The organism is Vineibacter terrae (assembly GCF_008039615.1).
GTDB classification, from domain to species: domain Bacteria; phylum Pseudomonadota; class Alphaproteobacteria; order Reyranellales; family Reyranellaceae; genus Vineibacter; species Vineibacter terrae.
In genome coordinates, this window is the sequence record NZ_VDUZ01000007.1 from 187,307 (window position 1) to 204,435 (window position 17,129).

The following is a 17,129-nucleotide window of genomic DNA, read 5'->3' on the forward strand; positions in this document are numbered from 1 at the left end:
CGATTTCCGGTTTGAGTCCGACGCCCTACTCCATAAAGGCGCGCAGGACGCCCGGCGCGGGATCCTGACGAGGTCCTGGACTATGTAATCGACTGGCGATCCAGGCTGAACAGCCTGCCGGCATCGCCGGGCGGCACTATCACCGGCGTGGAATGGAGCATCGCCCCGGCCACCGAGCTGACGCAGCGTCAGCCGGCGACAAGGACATCAACGACCACGATCGTTTGGTTCGGTGGTGGCATTGCTGGCACCATTTACCGCGCCACCTGTCGTGTAACGACGGCAAGGTCGTACGAGGGAAGAAACATACCACCTGCCCGTGATGGATGGCGGCAATGAGGCGTCATCGCCTGCCATGGGCGCCTTGTCGCGCTCGCGAAGTAGGAGCACGTCATCATCCGTTCGCACCACAATCATACGTCCGGTACCGACGATAGCCCCGGCCCGACATGGTATTCGCGATCCGAGTTGCTGCTGGCGCATGGCGCTAGCCGGCGGCGAGGCTTGGCGCTGCCGCCGATCCAAGCGTGATGATGTAGCTGCCCGCAATATGGGCATCTGATCCGTACCACCGGCATCGTGTCACTGGTTCCGGGGATCAGCTGGCCCAATACAATGGGCGCCCCATCATTTTCCCCATTGGCCATGGATTCCCCCTTCCCCAGGCGGCGACCGGTGTTCGTCGCACTGTTGATCACCGTTTGGTCGGTTACATGTTAGAGCCGCGCCAATTTCCTGCAGTGTACTGCAAACGTGGCGAGGATGATAGTCAATCGGCGGCTGCGTGATGGGAGGCTGAGTAAAGGCAAATAAGCAGAGTGTGTGCTGCGGAAAACACGGTCCGGTCGTGGACCAACCCACAACGCTCAAGCAGCGCTCGCGAACAGGCCCTACCGATGCAGGACAAGGCAATGCCCGCATTGCCCCAAAAGCGTATACTGGCGTAGGACGAAAGCATGTCCGCCATGGGTCAGCAGCCGACGTAAGGGCCCGAATTCACCTTGGTCTGCTCTACCGCCAAAAGCAGACGTCGGCGGCCCAGGTGGCTAGGTCGGCTTCGGGCCACAAGCGGACATCGTCGGGTGCGCGCTCAGAGCCTAGAGCAAGCCTAACACGGCAAGCAGATGCCTCGACCGTGCCAAGACCCTACGCATAGGCCGCATAGAGGGCATCCAGCTCACCATCCTCGTCGAACTTGCGAACAAATCGATCCTCAATGAGGTCCTTAACTGAAACCTTCAGCACGCGAGGATCATGGATCGATATCACTTTCTGCATCTTTGCCAACGGTGCCAATGAAGGATACGGTTTGCGTCGCAGCTCGCCTAAACTGCTTGCAGCGCTTTCTTCGTCGGTGATGCTGAGGGCTGCGTTGAACGCCTGCATAACCTTCGCCTTGTTCTGTCCGCCAAGGCACAGCGCTAGGGCTTCTAGAAGTGCGTGCACGACCTTCGAAACAACATCGCGATTGTTCGACAGAAAGCCATTGGAGACAACCAGCCCGCCTCCATAGCTGCTGATGTGTGGCGGATATTCTTTCAAGAGGGCAGCAAACCCCTTGACCTGTAGTTCGCGACTTTGTGCGACTGACACTAGCGCACCGTCGATTTCGCCCTGCTCCAAAGCGCGGAAGATTTGGATTGGATTGCCTACGGGCAGAATGGTGATTTCGTCTCGCCGCGGATCTAGCGCCAACTGTTCGAGCGCAAGGATCGTTGATATCCAAAGTCCAGCGCCGATTACTCGCGCTCCCAGCCGCTTGCCGCGCAAATCTTCCGGCGTATTGATCCCGGGTCGTGCAACGAGATGGCCCGAAAGCCTGACGTCGCTGAAAGAAGCGACAAGGCGCAAATCTGCTCCTTCCGCCGCCTGCAACAAAGCGGCTGGCTCGCCAATCATCCCTAACGGCATGTCGGCTGTCAGGCGGGGGAGCGTTGCGCCCTTGACGGCCATAGATCGAACGTCGACGCTGTACTTTCCGAAAAGCCCTTGCTGTTCGGCCATTGCAAGCAGGACAAGATAGGATCCAGTCCCGTCCGGATAAGCAATGCTAACGTCCATCCCGGCCATGAGCGGGGCAGCCGTTGTCAGGATCATCAAATCACAAGAGGTAGTTCTCAGCCAGCGCGATCACGCGTCGGGGCCACTTGGCTAGTCGGCTTTGGGTCCCGAAGCCGACATGCCGGTCTCGTCGCCAGATGTCCGCTTTGCCTCCAGAATCGGACATTGGCGTAGGACGAAGGCATGGCCGCTATGGGGCCCAACAGCGGACATGTCGCCTCACAAAGGTCGTCCTGCCCTCGACGGGGTATGTTATCGTGGTCACCGCCGCCTTTAGGAGATCCACAACATGAAGCGCATCGGGATCATTGTCGCTGGCTCAGCCTATCCTATCGATGGCTTCAAGGGGGGACTTCGGGATCTCGGATGGATCGAGGACGAAGGAATCCGCTTCGAACTTCGAGCAGCCGAGGGCCAATTGCATCGGCTGCCTAAGTTCGCCCTCGAAATAATCAGCCTCGGCGTCGATCTTATCGCTGTTATCGGGGCCGTGACAGTGCGAGCGGTTCGGCAAGCGACCTCGACGATTCCCATAGTGTTTGCGGTCGTTGTCGAACCGATCGGCGACGGATTAGCCTCCAATTTGGGGCACCCCGGGGGAAACGTTACTGGAGTAACCACCTTTGATCCGGAGCAGGCGACGGCGCAATTGAAGTTCCTAAAGGCGCTAAATCCCAACCTTGAGCGGGTCGCTATATTGAGTGATCTCGGCGTTTCAGACTGCATGTCGACTTCGAACCGGGATGCGGCTCGCGGTCTGAGAATCGAGCCACAAATCATCCGCGTGGAAGCCCCTTCTCCGGAATATGAAAAAGCCTTTGAGGCCATGGAGCGCGAGCGCGCGCAGGCGCTGGTCGTGCTGGAAGAGCCGATCAATCAACCGCACAGGAAGCGAATCGCCGAGCTAGCTATAGCCCACCGGTTGCCATCGGTTTTTCCTGTATCAATGCTCGACGCCGGGGGGCTGATTGCCTATGGGACCAGTCTTCGCGATGCTGCGCGGCAGATGGCGCAATACGCCGATGCAATCTTGCGCGGCGAGAAGCCAGGCGAGTTGCCCATCAGGGCGGCCTTGTCGCACGAGCTTGCGGTCAACCTCCAGACCGCTGGGCAGCTTGGCGTAACTATTCCATCCGAAATGCTTGCGAAGGCGAACCACGTTACCCGGTGAATCTTAAAAAGCGCCGACGGTGGATGTCCGTCGGCGGAGTCGAAGTCTGCTTTGGGTCAAAAGGCGACCTGCCGGAATCGTCGCCAGATGTCCGCTTTGCCTCCAGAATCGGACATTGGCGTAGGACGAAGGCATGGCCGGTCTGGGCCACAAGCGGAAGTAAGTGCACTCACTCGATCACCTCGTCCGCGCGGGTAAGCAGGGCCGCTGGGGATACCGACGGTACGTGACCGGGTAGTTCAGACGGCGCTGCGGATGGTGGTGGAGCCGATCTTCGAGGCCGGCTTCGCGGCACAGAGCTATGGCTTCCGCCCCGGACGGGGTTGCAAGGATGCGCTGCGCCGCGTGGATGGGCTTCTGAGGGCAGGCTACGAGCACGTCGTGGACGTCGATCTGAAGAGCTACTTCGACACGATCCCGCACGATCGTCTGATGGCTCTTGTTGGCCAGAAGGTGTCGGACGGGCGCATCCTGGAGTTGGTGGGGCAGTTCCTGCGGCAGGGCATCCTCGATGGCCTAGCCGCGTGGACGCCCGAGGGCGGCACGCCGCAAGGCGCAGTGATCAGTCCATTGCTGAGCAACATCTATCTTGACCCCTTGGACCAGCTGATGGCGGCCTCGGGGTACGAGATGGTGCGCTATGCCGACGACTTCGTGGTGCTGTGTCGCAGTGAAGCTGAAGCGGCCCAAGCCTTGGCGATGATCGGGCAATGGACGGCGGCAGCCGGCCTTGTCCTGCATCCGCTCAAGACGCGTACGGTCAAGGCACGGCAGCAGAGCTTCGAGTTTCTGGGTTATCGCTTCGAGGGCGGCCGACGTTGGCCGCGGGCGAAGAGCCTGACGAAGTTCAAGGACACGGTCCGTGCCAAGACACGTCGAAATTCCGGGCACAGTCTGGAAGCGATCATCGCCGATCTCAATCCGGCGCTGCGAGGCTGGTTCAACTACTTCCAGCACAGCTACAGAACGACATTCCCGTCGCTGGACGGCTGGATACACACCAGGCTGCGAAGCGTGCGGCGCAAACGGCGCAAAGGGAAGGGAATAGCGCGTGGCGCGGATCATCAGCGCTGGCCAAATGCGTTCTTTGCCAAGCACGGGCTCTTTAGCTTGCGAGCAGCCCATGCGCTGACCTGTCAGTCCTCTCGCAGGTAAGACCACCAACCGGAGAGCCGGATGCGGGAGATCTGCACGTCCGGTTCGGAGGGAGGGGGAGCTAACGCTCTCCCTACCCCTATCCGGGGAACTACTCCGCTGCCTGCAGGCGTGCCACCTTGGCGCGCTGGTCGTCGTCGCGGTGCTTCTTGGCGACGGCTGCCTTGCCGCCGGACGTCGTGCTGAACATCTCCAGCGTCTCCAGCTCGTCGGCGCTGGGCGGCGTGATGGCGATGTCGGTGTACGAGGCCCTGGCCGGGTCGCGCGCGACGCTGCGGTAGATGCTGTAGGCGTCGTAGGCCATCCTGGCGTAGCGCAACGCCTTGCCCGCCGTCTCGGCCCAGTACTTTGGATAGAAAACGAGCGGGCTTTCGATCGGCATGCCGCTGCGGCGATCGGTGCGGTGCTTGCGCCGGAAAATGCCGCCCTCGAGCGGATGCACCTTCTCGATGCGGAACATCATGATGAACCACATCATCAGGCGCATGCGGGAGCGCGGCCGGCCGTCGCGCAGGACCGCGGCGCGGCTGATCACGGTCCTGAAGTGTTCAGGGCTGTAGTAGGAGTGCCAAGCCTCCTCATAGACCTGCTCCCACTCCTGGTCCGACATACGGGCGTGGTGCGTGACGCGATGGTGGACGTCGTACTTGTTGAGGTCGGGATCCATCCAGATCCGGCTGTTCAGCAGGTTCCGGTGGTCCTCCGAACCCGGCAGCGGTGTCAGGATGAAGAACTCCAGCAGGTCGACCGGCAGCTCGCGCTTGATGATGTCGATATCGCGCAGGATCGATTCGCGCGTGTCGTTGGGGAAACCCAGGATGTAGCCGGCGTAGGTGGTGACGCCATACTGGCGCCACTTCTGCAGCATGTAGCGATACTCGGTGATCTTGTTCTGGCGCTTCTTGGCCGCCATCAGGTTGTCGGGGTTGATGTTCTCCAGCCCGATGAAGCACCGGTTGACGCCGGCCCTGGCCGCCTTCTCGATGAAGCCCGGGATCTTGTGGCAGAGCGTGTCGACCTGGATCACCAGCTTGAACTTCAGGCCCACTTGCTCGCGCAGCTGGATCATCCTGTCGAACAGCGCTTCCCAGTCCTTGTTGCGCGCGAAGTTGTCGTCGGTGATGAAGAACTTACGCACGCCTTGCTTGGCGTTGTCGCGGATGATCAGCTCAAGGTCGTCGGGCGTGCGGAATCGGCTCTTGCGGCCCTGCACGTTGATGATGGTGCAGAATGAGCACTGGAACGGGCAGCCGCGGCCGAGATCGAAGCTCGAGCGGCGGCCCTCGGTGCGGCGCACCGCATCGCGCCATAGCATCGGCACCGGCTGGCCTTCCAGCGACGGCAGGTCCTTCATGCGGTTGTAGACCGGCTTCAGCGTGCCGGCCCAGGCGTCGCGCAGCACCTCTTCCAGGCCGCCGTCCTCCGATTCGCCAGCGAAGATCGAGATGCCCATCTCCTGTGCGCGGCGGATCTCCTCGGGCAGCTCCTTCAGCATGGAGATGCAGCCGGAGACGTGGAAGCCGCCGATGGCGACGTGCATGCCGAGGTCCAGGAACTGCCGCGCGAGATCCATCGCTCGCGGGAACTGATTGGACTGCACGCCGATGAAGCCGATCAAAGCACGGCCGCCGGCCCGCCTGATGGCGGCCACGATCTTGCGCGGCCGGATGCGGTAGTTGGTTTCGTCGTAGGCGCTCAGACGGATGTCGACGTTGGGGCCCAGCACCTTGCGCTTCTGGCAATCGAGCGCCAGGCCATGAACCGCCGCCAGCGTGTTGGCCGGGATGGCCGAGCGCAGCCACTGGATCGGGTAGCCGTCGTCATCGTAGTGCGTCGGCTTGATCATCACGAAATGGAACAGCTCGGGAGAGGCCATGACATCTCCGCCCCTGGGATCGCTGCCCCTGTTGTCGGAAGAGCCGGGCATCAAGCGCGCACCCGGCTGGGCCGCAGTCCCGCGCGGCAGGCCACGGTCGTGGTCCGCCGCGTCAGCGCCGAAGTCGATATCACCGGGAAATCCCCCAACGCCCCTAAGGTAGTTAAATCATAGCTGACAATCCAATATGGAAGATACAGCAAATAACGGATTGAGAGGCCTTCAACCTTTCTGTCGAGGTGGAGCTATTGCATGGACGCCGCCCCATGCTTGGGCCCGCGAGGCAAGTGAACCGGCAGAGGCGCAGAGGCCGGAGGACCGACACGCCTGCACCTCCGTCTGCTCCAGAACCGCATATCCGTCTCGCGGTACACCGCCGTCGCTGTGGTTAAGTGCTCCTGCGTCTGCGGCCGGTTGGCTGTCCGCTGGTCGAGCTTGCCGAGAGCCGAGGTAACAGCGGGCGACGAGGATGAAGGACCTGAAGCAGGTCCTGACGGAGCGGAACGAACAATTCCGAAGGCGGGATGCTCGGCCCAGTCCGCCGGCGCTGCAGATGGTCATCGACTGCCCATTAACTCCGTGGCTAGTGGGTGGTTTCCGGAACGCTGCATCAAGTAGGTTATCAGCTTGCAGACCTTCACTGTGGCCGCCGGGGCTTGATCGCCCCGCGGAGCAGCACCTAGGATCGAACTTCGGCTGCGCGTCTGGCGTCCCCACAAGGTGGAGGAGAAGATGCCTAACGACGACGTCGGCGCTCGTGCTTCGACAAGTGTGCGGCAAGCAAAGTCTATTGTGGACCGGCTTGGCTGGGCATTGTTAACCATGGTGATAATGCTGCTCGCAGGCTGCGGTCCTCCGTATCTTTCGGATACGTATGCCACCTCGACACCAAAACCTGCGTCATTCAATACGAGGGATGTGGCCCATATGCCGTTAGTGGTGCTGGCATTCGTGGCACCGAGCAATCTCCAAGGCTTAAGCCCCGCCCTGTCCCACGCGCTCAGCGGTGCGCTTGCCGAAGTAAATCCACCCGTTCGCGCAATTCCCACCCACGAGACGCTGAACCGGCTTACGGATAAGGGATTGGCGACAGAGTATGCTGACTTGCGCGCAGGTTTTGCGCGGACTGGAATGCTGGACCGGCAGCAGTTGCAACGGATTGGCTCGGGACTTGGCGCGCAGTACGTGCTGCTGCCAGGGCTCGCACAATTGGACGAAGAGATACTCGATAAGTTTGAACTGGCTGGATTTAAGTTGATCAGGAACAGGGTGACGACGCTGCGGCTGTGGTTGCAGGTCTGGGATTCGAAGGCCGGTCATATCGTCTGGGAGTCGTCTGGCGAAGCTACCACGGCGACCGTGTTTTTGACCCCGACGCAAACAGTCGCCCTGGAGCAGATCGCAAGGAAACTGTTGGTTCGCATGATCCAAGACGGTTTGCTCGAATCGAAGATGGAGACCAAGTCTATCGTGGATCATTGAGGTGCGAAGGCCCGTCCAAGGGGTCGAACGGATCATGCGCGAGCGGCCCCGCCTGGGGGGTCAGAATCGCGAAAGGTGCTTCCACCTGCGTTGGAGGTCGCGTTATCAAACTTCCGAAGCCGGCTACGAGCGCCAGCAGGAGTACCGCGGCGGCCATAAAGTAGAAGACGCCGTCAATTCCAAAGCGCGCCATTAGATCCGCACCGATGAGGGGCCCCAGCACCGAGCCGATTCCGCTGACCAGGATAAGCCGCCCGCTTACCGCCACGACCCGATCAGCCGGCATGCGATCGTGCGCATGAGCGACGCAGACAGGATAGAGTGTTGACATGAATCCGCCGAGCAAGACGGCGGCTGGCAGGATCGCAGCCAGGTTGCGCGGCAAGAAAACCATAACAACGGCAGTGCCCGCAAAGCCAAGACCTAGGAATGCCACCACGATGCAACGGTCGAACCGGTCGGAGAGGCGACCGACGGGTATTTGGAATGCAAATCCGCCAAGCACAGCCACGAGCATAAAGAGCGCGATGGTCTCTCGTGGGGTGCCTTGATTTTGCATCCAAGCCGGAACGAGCGAGTAGAAGGCACCACCGACGAGCCCGCTCAGGGCACAGCCGGTCACAGCGATCGGCGCGGCTCGCGCGAGCACACCGTACGGCAGCACAGCCTCAGGGCCCACTCGGGGAGGCTCAGCGCGGGCCGAGGTAACCATGGTCAGTGCCACAGCGAACAATGCGACAATCACATTGAACGGCGCCGCCGCCTTGATATCCGCTCGAATTATCAAAAGCTGGCCCAGCGCAAGAGCGAGGAACGTGCCGACCATATAGATCGAGAAGACCCGTCCCCGCTCGGATGGCTGGGCCTTTGCGGTCAGCCAGCTTTCTGTTGTGACGAAGAGACCCGCACAACCGAAACCAACGATCGCGCGCAGGACGACCCAGGCGAGCGATCCGATCAGGAGCGGCATCATGGCAACAGCGACGGCGACCAAACCGGCAAATGCTGCGTAAGCTCGAATGTGGCCGATCCGTTCGATGATTGTGTTGCAACGAAACGCACCGAAGGTAAAACCCGCGAAATAGGCGCTGAGCACCAGGCCCGGGACGTCGAAGCTCTCGATCGCCACTCGCAATGAGACGAAGGTTCCGAAGAAGCCGTTGGCGAGTTGTATGATGCTCGTGGCGACGACGAGCATCCCGATTTGTGTGCGCATTGACGTCAAAGGAATCACCATTCGTGTTGATGGCCGCAAGGGCAGTTCCCGCGGCAATGGAAGGTGAACCAGAACCGGCGGGAGAAGTACTCGCGGCGCTCGTGCGAGGCGACCACGCTGCCGCCGGCGTCGCAGCCACTGATGGGTGCCGCCTAATTCTTCCGGCGCGTCATGCGACTGGGCTATCCGAGACGCGAACAGGTTCCAGATTGAATGGGAGCACGACTATTGCTTACGCCAGCATATAACCCAAGTTGAAAGCCTACTTCAGAACGCTGTACGGGGGCAACGGGATCGCGGGTCTGCCCAGCGAGGCGGTCGGATAAACGGACACAGAATGACCGCTGTGGGTCAATTGCGTCAGTTTCAGCCCTGGTTAGACTCGTCTGCTGGCCCCCATGACCGGACATGATTGACTCAGATTGGCCCTTCTGGGTTGGTCCACTGACGGAAGCCGATGTCCCTACCGGTCTTGTGACCCTTCAATATTCGCCGGACCTATTGCCTGGCTTGCGACGGGCAGACGCGGTCGCCCGAGGCGTCGGCGCTTCAATGCGCGCCACTCGGGCGTTTGGTACAGGGCTCGATAGGCTTCGGCGGTCGGGCTGCGCTGATCGGAGATGAGCCACCCAACACGAAGGCCGGCGCGGGGTCACGGGCCGGCCTTGGCGCAACGGCGCTCGGCGTACCCGATGCCGGCGTCGTTCGATCCGTCGTCGTCGACGGCAACAGCATCGAGGAGGTTGCGGTGGCGGTGTTTGGGCAGGGCGGGAGGGCCAAGACGGCTGACGTCCGGCACACCGGCCAGCGTCTTCACCTGGCGCTCGAGGACGTCGCTGACCTGTGGTCGCCGCAGCGCCGCGCCAGGGTGTGCGGCGAGAGCGCGCCGCGCGAGGAGCAGTCGATCCAGGCCGGCATGGTCGAGCCCGCACGAGTTTCTCACGCCTCGCCGCGCGGCATGCGCGTCACCTGATGCCCAGGCTTGCGCCACCATGGGTAGTCCCAATTGCCCCTAGGTCCAATTGCTACAAGAAGTGGAGTGATGGTATCATGCCGACACTCGCTGCCAGGCCGGACGACGTCCTCGTGGCCGATGTGCCATTGAGCTCCTCGCCCCCGAAGTGGTGCTTGGGAGAAGCGCGGGGGACGTCGATGTCCAATTGTGAGACAGAGGCGAGCATCCGAAGGTTGTCCGTCTGCTGGCAGTGCGGGAGCAACACGCTGTCGCTGGTGCAGCGAGCCCCTCATCGCATCGCCCCTCATGAAGTCCTCACTTTTGAATGCTGTCAGTGCCGGAGCGTCAGGTCCGTTACCCACCCAGGAGATGGCCGAAATGGTAGAAGGACATTTCGGGTAGAGGAACGCATTGCGGAGGCTGAGTTTCTGATCCGCAGGCAGAACGAGCTGATCTCATCAGGGCGTGCCGAAAACCCTCGGAAAGCGGCTGAGCTGCTCCAGGTCTTGCAGGCCATGCTGGCAACGCTCCTGGAAGCGAGAGCCACCTACGAGAGGCGCCGCATCGCCGACGAGATTGTTAGCTCTACGACGCGGAAGCACAAGCGTTCGAGGCCGCTGCCAATGAACGCCCCGAATAGCGCCAATGAAGCCAGTGTCCTCCCTTTGACCCTTTCGATTGACAGGCGAAAGCGACCGGTACCAAAACCGTAACAGCTACGCTATAGTAACGGCTCGCCTTCGTCTTTCTGATCCAGATTAACAAACTACGTACGTATCCCCCTCCAACTAGAACATGTTGCGTAGCGGTCTTCCGAGAGGAAGGGGGAGCGTTATGGAGTATCTGTGTCGCTTTGAGCAGTTCAGTGATTTCGGTGACTTCACGCAGGAGCTTCAGGGTTGGGAGACGACGTTCGTCCAGCTTTCTGTGGGTCAACTGAAAATCGACCACGGCTGCTTCGATGCTGGCGATGTGATCTTGCATCGGACCCGGTTTGGGCTTGGTTCGGCCTGCAGGTCGACGAGACGTACCGATTGGCCATCGCTCGCCATTGACCTCTCACCCAAGCGCTGGTGCGGCATCGATGTGCCGGTGGGTACCGTCCGACTGATCGTACCGGGCCGGGAAATGCACGTCGTTTCTCATGACCCGTGGGACACGCTGTTCATCAGTATTCATCGAGACACGCTGGCACGCTGGGCTCCTGGGGTGGCTGACGCCCTGGATGCGGACCTTACGCCAGATCACTACCTGCTCCCTTCCGATCCGACGGCGGTTGACGCGCTCATCGGGTGGACACAGGCGCTTCTCTCCGCCCGGCCGGCGATAGATGATGCGGATGAGGCCAAAGAGTGGGCGGGTGCGCTTCGACAGCGTCTGAAGCAACACCTGCTGGCGGTCCTCGGTAGCGAACCGCCAACACGGAGAATCTCGTCACTACACCGCGTTGCCCGATACGACGCCGCCCTGGCGGCGTTGGAAGCGATTCATCGGGCTGGCCCGCGCAAGGTGACCGTCGCAAGCCTTGCACGGGAGCTCGGCATCACCAACCGCGCCATCGAGTATGCCTTTCGGTCGGTCATCGGCGTCGGCCCGTCCCAGTACATGCTGGCGGAACGTCTAAATCGCGCCCGGCATGATCTGCGCGGCGGCTGGCGATCCAAGTCGAGCGTAACGACCATCGCCTTCCAATATGAATTCGAGAACCTGAGCCGGTTCACGAGCCAGTACACCCGGCTGTTTGGTGAGCGGCCGTCTGACACGTTGCGAGCGGCCAAGAACGCACTCGGGTAGGCTTAAGCGTCAGTTGCTGTGGGTGAAAGGGGCCATGTTGTCCGAGCGTGGGAGGGAGCGATGTCTCGGGAGCTTCAGGCTAGGCTGTTGGCTGCCTTCTTCGCCTTCGTGGCAATAGCCCTTGTCGTTGTTGTGGCCTGGGACATGAGCACCCCGCACGGCCTCGCCGCCGCGTCATTGGAGCCTCGACTCGAGGTTCGATAGGTATGCGGGCCGGACAGGTTATCGGCATCTTCTCGTCACTCTCGACAGTTGCGCCCGGCCCGACCCTCCGCCGGGCGCTTTCCGTTAATGGTTGGCGTCATGCGGATCGACGTGTCCTCGGATGTCGACAGGATCATCCGCGCATACGCTGACCTTGAGGAGCGACAGCTCCCTTTCGCCAAGGCCAAGGCGCTGACCAAGACGGCGCAGGACGCGCAGCGCGAGGTGCGAGCCGACCTGCCAAACCGCTTCACCCTGCAACAACTGGGTACCGAGCGGGATCCGCATCAAGCCGGCGAAGAAGACGGCGCTCACGGCTGAGGTCGGTTCGCTCGAGCCGTTCATGGCGCGCCAGGAGACGGGCGGCACGAAGACGGCGCGCGACCACTCGCGTGTCGCCGTGCCGTCGGAAGCGCGACGCAACAAGCGCGGCATGATCCCGCGCGGCGAACGCCCGGCGGGCCTGCGCGGCAAGCCGCGGGTGTTCCTGATGAAGACGCCGGGCGGCGTCGGCATCGTGCGACGGGTGACGAAGAAGCGGCATCCGATCCAATTCCTGTACTGGCTCAAGGCCGACGTGCAGGTGAAGCCTGCCTTCGGCTTCAAGCGGACGGTCGGCACGACGGTCTCGCGCGTCTTCGGGCCCAACTTCGTGCAGGCCCTCGACCAGGCGCGCGCGACCGCGCGGTGACGCAACTTTCTTGCGGTCGTCCCCGATCGGACCGATCGCGGGTCCTTCACGGCCGGATCCGCCGAACGGGTAGGCATTGAAGACGAGATACCCAGACGCTGTGCGGCCATTGCGGCGCCAGGGGACAACTGCGGCCGCACGTCGTGTGGTTTGGCGAGATGCCGCTGCGCATGGACGAGATCTATGCCGAGCTCGATCGCTGCACCCAGTTCCTGTCAGTCGGTACCTCGGGCATGGTCTACCCCGCTGCCGGCTTCGTGCAGCATGTCCGCCGCCACGTGCCGCGCGCCCATACGGCGGAATTGAATCTCAAGCCGTCGGACGGTCATTCGCTGTTTCGCGAGCGCGTCTATGGTCCGGCGACCGAGGTCGTGCCGGCTTACGTCGAGAAGCTGCTCAAGAGCGGCTGGAGATAGCAGCGTCGGCAATGGCGCGCCGCCGCGCGCCGGAACGCATGTGAGCTGCGGGCGTTGTCCGGCTGATTGATGCTGGAGAGATCATGCGTTCGATCATGCTCGCGTTGACTCTGGGCTGCGTGTCGTTGGTAGCCGTGCCGGCGATGGCTCAAGCCAACAATCCGCCATCCACGACCGTACCACCGTCGGTCTGGGAGAAGATCAAGGGGAGCTGGACGGACACCAAAGGCGTCGTGAAGGAGCAAAGGGGGCAAGCTGACCGACGACGACCTTCTCGAGATCGAGGGGCGGCGTGATCAGCTCATCGGCAGGATCCAGGTGCGCTACGGCGTGTCGCGCGAGGAGGCCGAGCGGCAGGTGCAGGCATGGGAGAGGCAACAGCGATAGCGACAAGAGCGCCGGCTCCAGACAGCAAAAATGCAAATATCGGCTCTTGTTGTCTAGTGACGGAGGGCCTTGGCTAAGGCACCTTATGTGAAGTTGCAGTAGTGGAAAGATCTGAACTCTGTCGGGGAGAGGTCAGGTGCGAATCCCGATACTGTGGGTGGCGGGGGGCCGCTGTGTCGTTCGTCCATTTTGCTGCTTGGTGGCGCTCCTGGCTCTGTGCGCGCTGCCGTTGCGCATCGCCGGTGCCGATACGCGCGAGGTTGTGCAACTGTCGCTCGGCGTCGGCCTTACGCCGGCACATTGGGGTGTCCTGCTGGCAGCAGGACATAATGATAAAGCGAACTACGACTACGCCACAGAGGATATCGCTGAACGCCTGCGCCGCGTGGGTGTCAGCAACGTCCGCGTGCTCACGGCCACACCCGAGCATGCCGACCGCTCTGGCGCGGCGCTAACGACCCACGACGAGATCCGCGCAGCCTTCGCACGAATTGCCGGTCCGCAAACTGCCGCCTGCCTCTTTTTTATAACGTCTCACGCCAATCGTCGCGGCATCTTCCTCGCCCTCGACAAGAGCCAGCAGTACCTGACGGCCAGGGACCTGGACCGCTATGTCACGGAGTCGTGCGGCGACCGTCCCCAGGTGCTCATCCTGTCGGGCTGCTACAGCGGCGCGATGATCACCACCGCCATGACCCGCCACCCGAAGCGGATCGTGCTGGCGTCGGCATCGCCGACTACAGTGTCCTATGGCGCCACGACGACCGAGCGGCACCTGAATTTCGAGCGTTGTCTGATCAAGGCGTATGATGCCGGCGTCGCCACGTGGCGCGAGATGTTTGAGCAGGCTCTGCCTTGTGTCGAGGAGCGTGAGGACTGGCTGCGCGTGCCCGCCTCGAAGCCGGAAGCCTATATCGGCCCGGCGGTTCCCAATCTCCGTATCCCTGGGCGGTAGGTGCGTGCCGGCCTCGTGCGAAGCTGGGCCATGGACGTGCCGCCTCTCATCGTACGTTGGCCCTTGCGCAACGAGATCAACCATCATGGTATGAGCTAGCCGTAAGCGCTGTTGCGGCCCCACCAGTCGCGCGGAGGCCTTACGCGACGGCTGACGTGGTGGCGTCGATCGCGGCGGCTCGCATCTGGTCGGCGTAGGCCCAGGGCAACAGCTCGTCGAGTCGGCCATTCGGCGCTTGAGCGCAAGCTTGCCGAAGAGCCAGGCTAGGTAGGCCTCGGGGGCGATGGCGTTGAGCTTGCAGATCTCGATCAGCGACCCGAGGACGGCCCAGTGCTCGCCACCGCCATCGGAGCCGGCGAAGAGAGCGTTCTTGCGATGGAGGGCGGCGGAGCGGATAGCGCGTTCGACAGCGTTGGAGTCGATCTCGATGCGGCCGTCGTCGAGGAGTAAGCGCTGTTGTGGCCCCACCTAGCTTTTGCCGCACGGGATGTTGGATGGTGCCGCCCTCGGCGAGGGAGGCAGGGCATATGTCGGACAGTGAGCATAAACATATGTCGGAAGCCGGCGAAGCGCGCCGGCTGGAGATCTTCACCGGGGCCGGCCGCCGACGGCGCTGGTCGGCGGCGGCCAAGGCGCAGATCGTAGCGGAGAGCTATGGGGGCGGCACGACGGTCAGCGGTGTGGCGCGCCGGCACGGGCTGACGGTTCAACAGCTGTTCACCCTGGCGCCGGCAGCTGCGGCAAGCGGCGGGAAGCCCGGCCACAGAGCCCGGCTTTGTGCCGGTGGTTGTGGATCGGTCGATGATGTGCGGTGGCGGCGGCCGGCGTCGTGGTGGAGATGGCCGGTGCGATTGTGCGTGTGCCAGCTGATGCCGCGCCGAGGACGGTGGCGACGGTGCTGCAGGCGCTGCGGTCCTTGGCATGAGCGGTGAAGGGTTTGCGGTGCCAGCGCCGACAGGGGCGCGGGTGTTGATGGCCACCCGGCCGGTGGACTTCCGCAAGGGCGCCGATTCGCTGGCGGCGCTGGTGCAGACGGAGCTTGGGCTGCAGCCATTCTCAGGCGTGGTGTTCGTGTTCCGGGCCAAGCGGGCAGATCGGGTGAAGCTGCTGTATTGGGACGGCACGGGCCTGTGCCTGCTGAGCAAGCGGCTGGAGGATGGCCGGTTCCGCTGGCCGCGCCTGCAGGACGGGGTGATGCGCCTGAGCGCAGCGCAGCTTGCGGCGTTGCTCGAAGGGCTCGACTGGCGGCGCATGCATGCGCTGCGCGTGCCGGCGCCGACGGTGGCGGCGTGAAGGCCTGCGAATCGCTGCCTTGCACAGAGCACGGTACACACCGGGGAGAGCCTGTGGTTTGTTGCCGCCCATGAGCACGGCGTCCACCAGCGAGATCGAGGCCCTGCGGGCGCTGCTGCAAGCGGAGCGCAGCAAGGTCGAGCAGCTGGAGGCGGAACGCCAGGCGCAGGGCGATGTCCTGGCCCAGCGCGAGCGCACCATCGAGCAATTGCGCCAGGTCATCCGCGAGCTGCAGCGGCATCGCTTCGGCCGGCGTTCGGAGAAGCTCGGCGCCGATCAGCTGGCCCTGGCGCTGGAGGACATGGAGCAACAGCTCGCTGAGGCCGAGGCAGCGCAGGCCGAAACCGCGAAGGCAAGCGGTGCAGTGCCGGCCGCGCCGCATGTGCGCCGGCCGCGCCAGGTCAATCGCAGTGCGCTGCCCGAACACCTGCCGCGCGAAGAGGTGCTTCTCGACATCGCCGACAAGACCTGCCCGTGCTGCCGCGGTGTGCTGCACTGCATCGGCGCGGAGCGCAGCGAGCAGCTCGATGTGGTGCCGGCCCGGCTGCGGATGCGGGTGACGGTGCGGCCCAAGTACGCCTGCCGGGCCTGCGGGGAAGCGATCGTGCAGGCGCCGGCCCCGGCCCGGCTGATCCCGGGTGGTCTGCCGACCGACGCACTGGTGGCGCACGTGGCGGTCGCCAAGTACGCCGACCATACACCGCTCTATCGGCAGGCGCAGATCTTCGCGCGCCAGGGCATCGCGCTGGACCGCTCGACGATGGCCGACTGGATGGGCATCGCCGCCTTCATGGCGCGAGCGCTGCACGCGCGGATGCTGGCGCTGCTGATGACGTCGGCGCGGCTGTTCGCCGACGAGACCACGGCACCGGTGCTCGACCCCGGTCGCGGCCGGACCAAGACCGGCAAGTTCTGGGCCTATGCCCGCGACGATCGGCCGTGGGGTGGCAGCGACCCGCCGGGCGTGGTCTACGTCTATGCGCCCGACCGCAAGGCCATCCGCCCGGCGGCGCATCTGGCCGGCTTCGCCGGCATCCTGCAGGTCGACGGCTACAGTGCCTACCCGGCGGCGCTGGACGGCAAGGTCACCTTCGCCTTCTGCTGGGCGCACGTGCGGCGGCACTTCTACGAACTGCACGACCCCAGGGCCGGCACGTTCAGCCCGATCGCCGGCGAGGCGCTGCGGCGCATCGCCGAGCTATACCTGATCGAGCCCGACATCGGCCGGCTTGACACCGGCCAACGTCGGACCTCCGCTAGCAATGAGCAAGGCCATGACCATGACAGCGCTCGCACCACCGTGATGGTTTGGAGTGGTGGGCGGCTTATCGGTCGACAGGAATCATGGCGTGGCGAGACAACAGCGAAGCAGATCGATTGTGCGCGAATGTTTGACTTATGTATTGCACCAAGTGGTGGTTATGTTGATTTCTAGATAGACCGAAAAGCAGCAAATCCAACATTTTAGCATTA

14 protein-coding genes and 3 pseudogenes are annotated in these 17,129 nt (G+C 62.9%); 12 read left to right on the forward strand and 5 right to left on the reverse strand.

The genetic code is table 11. From position 1 onward, the window contains the following. Positions 1–72 precede the first annotated feature (72 nt). Positions 73–339, forward strand: a pseudogene (locus FHP25_RS42830) (phage fiber-tail adaptor protein); the annotation flags it as partial. Positions 340–1,146: 807 nt separating this feature from the next. Here FHP25_RS42830 and FHP25_RS08625 read toward each other — a convergent pair. Beyond that, positions 1,147–2,097: an ABC transporter substrate-binding protein gene (locus FHP25_RS08625; RefSeq protein WP_147846509.1), complete on the reverse strand. Its 951-nt coding sequence runs from the start codon at positions 2,095–2,097 to the stop codon at positions 1,147–1,149. A 253-nt stretch (positions 2,098–2,350) separates the two neighbouring features. Between FHP25_RS08625 and FHP25_RS08630 the strand changes: the two genes are divergently transcribed. Beyond that, on the forward strand, positions 2,351–3,232 hold the full coding sequence (locus tag FHP25_RS08630) for an ABC transporter substrate-binding protein (RefSeq protein WP_147846510.1): 882 nt from the start codon (positions 2,351–2,353) through the stop codon (positions 3,230–3,232). A 213-nt stretch (positions 3,233–3,445) separates the two neighbouring features. Continuing rightward, positions 3,446–4,387 carry a reverse transcriptase domain-containing protein gene (locus FHP25_RS08635; RefSeq protein ID WP_269434389.1) on the forward strand — a complete coding sequence of 314 codons (942 nt, stop codon included), beginning with the start codon at positions 3,446–3,448 and terminating at the stop codon, positions 4,385–4,387. 91 nt (positions 4,388–4,478) lie between these two features. On the opposite strand, the gene FHP25_RS08640 is transcribed toward FHP25_RS08635, so the two are convergent. Further along, positions 4,479–6,263 (reverse strand): B12-binding domain-containing radical SAM protein, encoded by a 1,785-nt coding sequence (locus FHP25_RS08640; RefSeq protein WP_147846512.1) that lies wholly within the window; start codon positions 6,261–6,263, stop codon positions 4,479–4,481. Between the two features lie 732 nt (positions 6,264–6,995). Here FHP25_RS08640 and FHP25_RS08645 point away from each other — a divergent pair. Further along, positions 6,996–7,745, forward strand: coding sequence for a hypothetical protein (locus FHP25_RS08645; RefSeq protein ID WP_147846513.1), 750 nt, complete (start codon positions 6,996–6,998; stop codon positions 7,743–7,745). On the opposite strand, the gene FHP25_RS08650 is transcribed toward FHP25_RS08645, so the two are convergent. Together FHP25_RS08650 and FHP25_RS08655 are read right to left on the reverse strand one after the other, a co-directional pair. After that, positions 7,729–8,943, reverse strand: a complete 1,215-nt coding sequence (locus FHP25_RS08650) for an MFS transporter (RefSeq protein ID WP_231712250.1) — start codon at positions 8,941–8,943, stop codon at positions 7,729–7,731. The genes FHP25_RS08645 and FHP25_RS08650 overlap by 17 nt on opposite strands. A gap of 670 nt (positions 8,944–9,613) precedes the next feature. After that, complete coding sequence (locus FHP25_RS08655; RefSeq protein WP_147846515.1) at positions 9,614–9,955, reverse strand: hypothetical protein; 342 nt, start codon at positions 9,953–9,955, stop codon at positions 9,614–9,616. A 795-nt stretch (positions 9,956–10,750) separates the two neighbouring features. Between FHP25_RS08655 and FHP25_RS08660 the strand changes: the two genes are divergently transcribed. From FHP25_RS08660 to FHP25_RS08685, 5 genes are all read left to right on the forward strand, one after another. After that, entirely contained in the window at positions 10,751–11,710 is a 960-nt protein-coding gene (locus FHP25_RS08660; protein ID WP_178133387.1) for an AraC family transcriptional regulator, read from the forward strand. A 303-nt stretch (positions 11,711–12,013) separates the two neighbouring features. Next, a complete protein-coding gene (locus FHP25_RS08665; protein WP_147846517.1) occupies positions 12,014–12,235 on the forward strand; it encodes a hypothetical protein in 222 nt (73 codons plus the stop codon). A 22-nt stretch (positions 12,236–12,257) separates the two neighbouring features. Then, complete coding sequence (locus tag FHP25_RS08670) at positions 12,258–12,605, forward strand: hypothetical protein (protein WP_147846518.1); 348 nt, start codon at positions 12,258–12,260, stop codon at positions 12,603–12,605. A 98-nt stretch (positions 12,606–12,703) separates the two neighbouring features. Continuing rightward, positions 12,704–13,021: a Sir2 family NAD-dependent protein deacetylase gene (locus tag FHP25_RS08675; RefSeq protein WP_147846519.1), complete on the forward strand. Its 318-nt coding sequence runs from the start codon at positions 12,704–12,706 to the stop codon at positions 13,019–13,021. 586 nt (positions 13,022–13,607) lie between these two features. Continuing rightward, complete coding sequence (locus FHP25_RS08685) at positions 13,608–14,363, forward strand: C13 family peptidase (protein WP_231712258.1); 756 nt, start codon at positions 13,608–13,610, stop codon at positions 14,361–14,363. Positions 14,364–14,502: 139 nt separating this feature from the next. Here FHP25_RS08685 and FHP25_RS41795 read toward each other — a convergent pair. Continuing rightward, positions 14,503–14,807: pseudogene (locus FHP25_RS41795) on the reverse strand (transposase domain-containing protein); the annotation flags it as partial. A gap of 107 nt (positions 14,808–14,914) precedes the next feature. On the opposite strand from FHP25_RS41795, the gene FHP25_RS08695 reads away from it, so the two are divergent. The 3 genes and pseudogenes from FHP25_RS08695 to tnpC form a co-directional block, all read left to right on the forward strand. Next, positions 14,915–15,295, forward strand: a complete 381-nt coding sequence (locus FHP25_RS08695) for a transposase (RefSeq protein ID WP_231712259.1) — start codon at positions 14,915–14,917, stop codon at positions 15,293–15,295. Between the two features lie 40 nt (positions 15,296–15,335). Further along, positions 15,336–15,656 carry an IS66 family insertion sequence element accessory protein TnpB gene (gene tnpB / locus FHP25_RS08700; protein ID WP_147846521.1) on the forward strand — a complete coding sequence of 107 codons (321 nt, stop codon included), beginning with the start codon at positions 15,336–15,338 and terminating at the stop codon, positions 15,654–15,656. 145 nt (positions 15,657–15,801) lie between these two features. Continuing rightward, positions 15,802–16,905, forward strand: a pseudogene (gene tnpC / locus FHP25_RS08705) (IS66 family transposase); the annotation flags it as partial. Between the last annotated feature and the right edge of the window lie 224 nt (positions 16,906–17,129).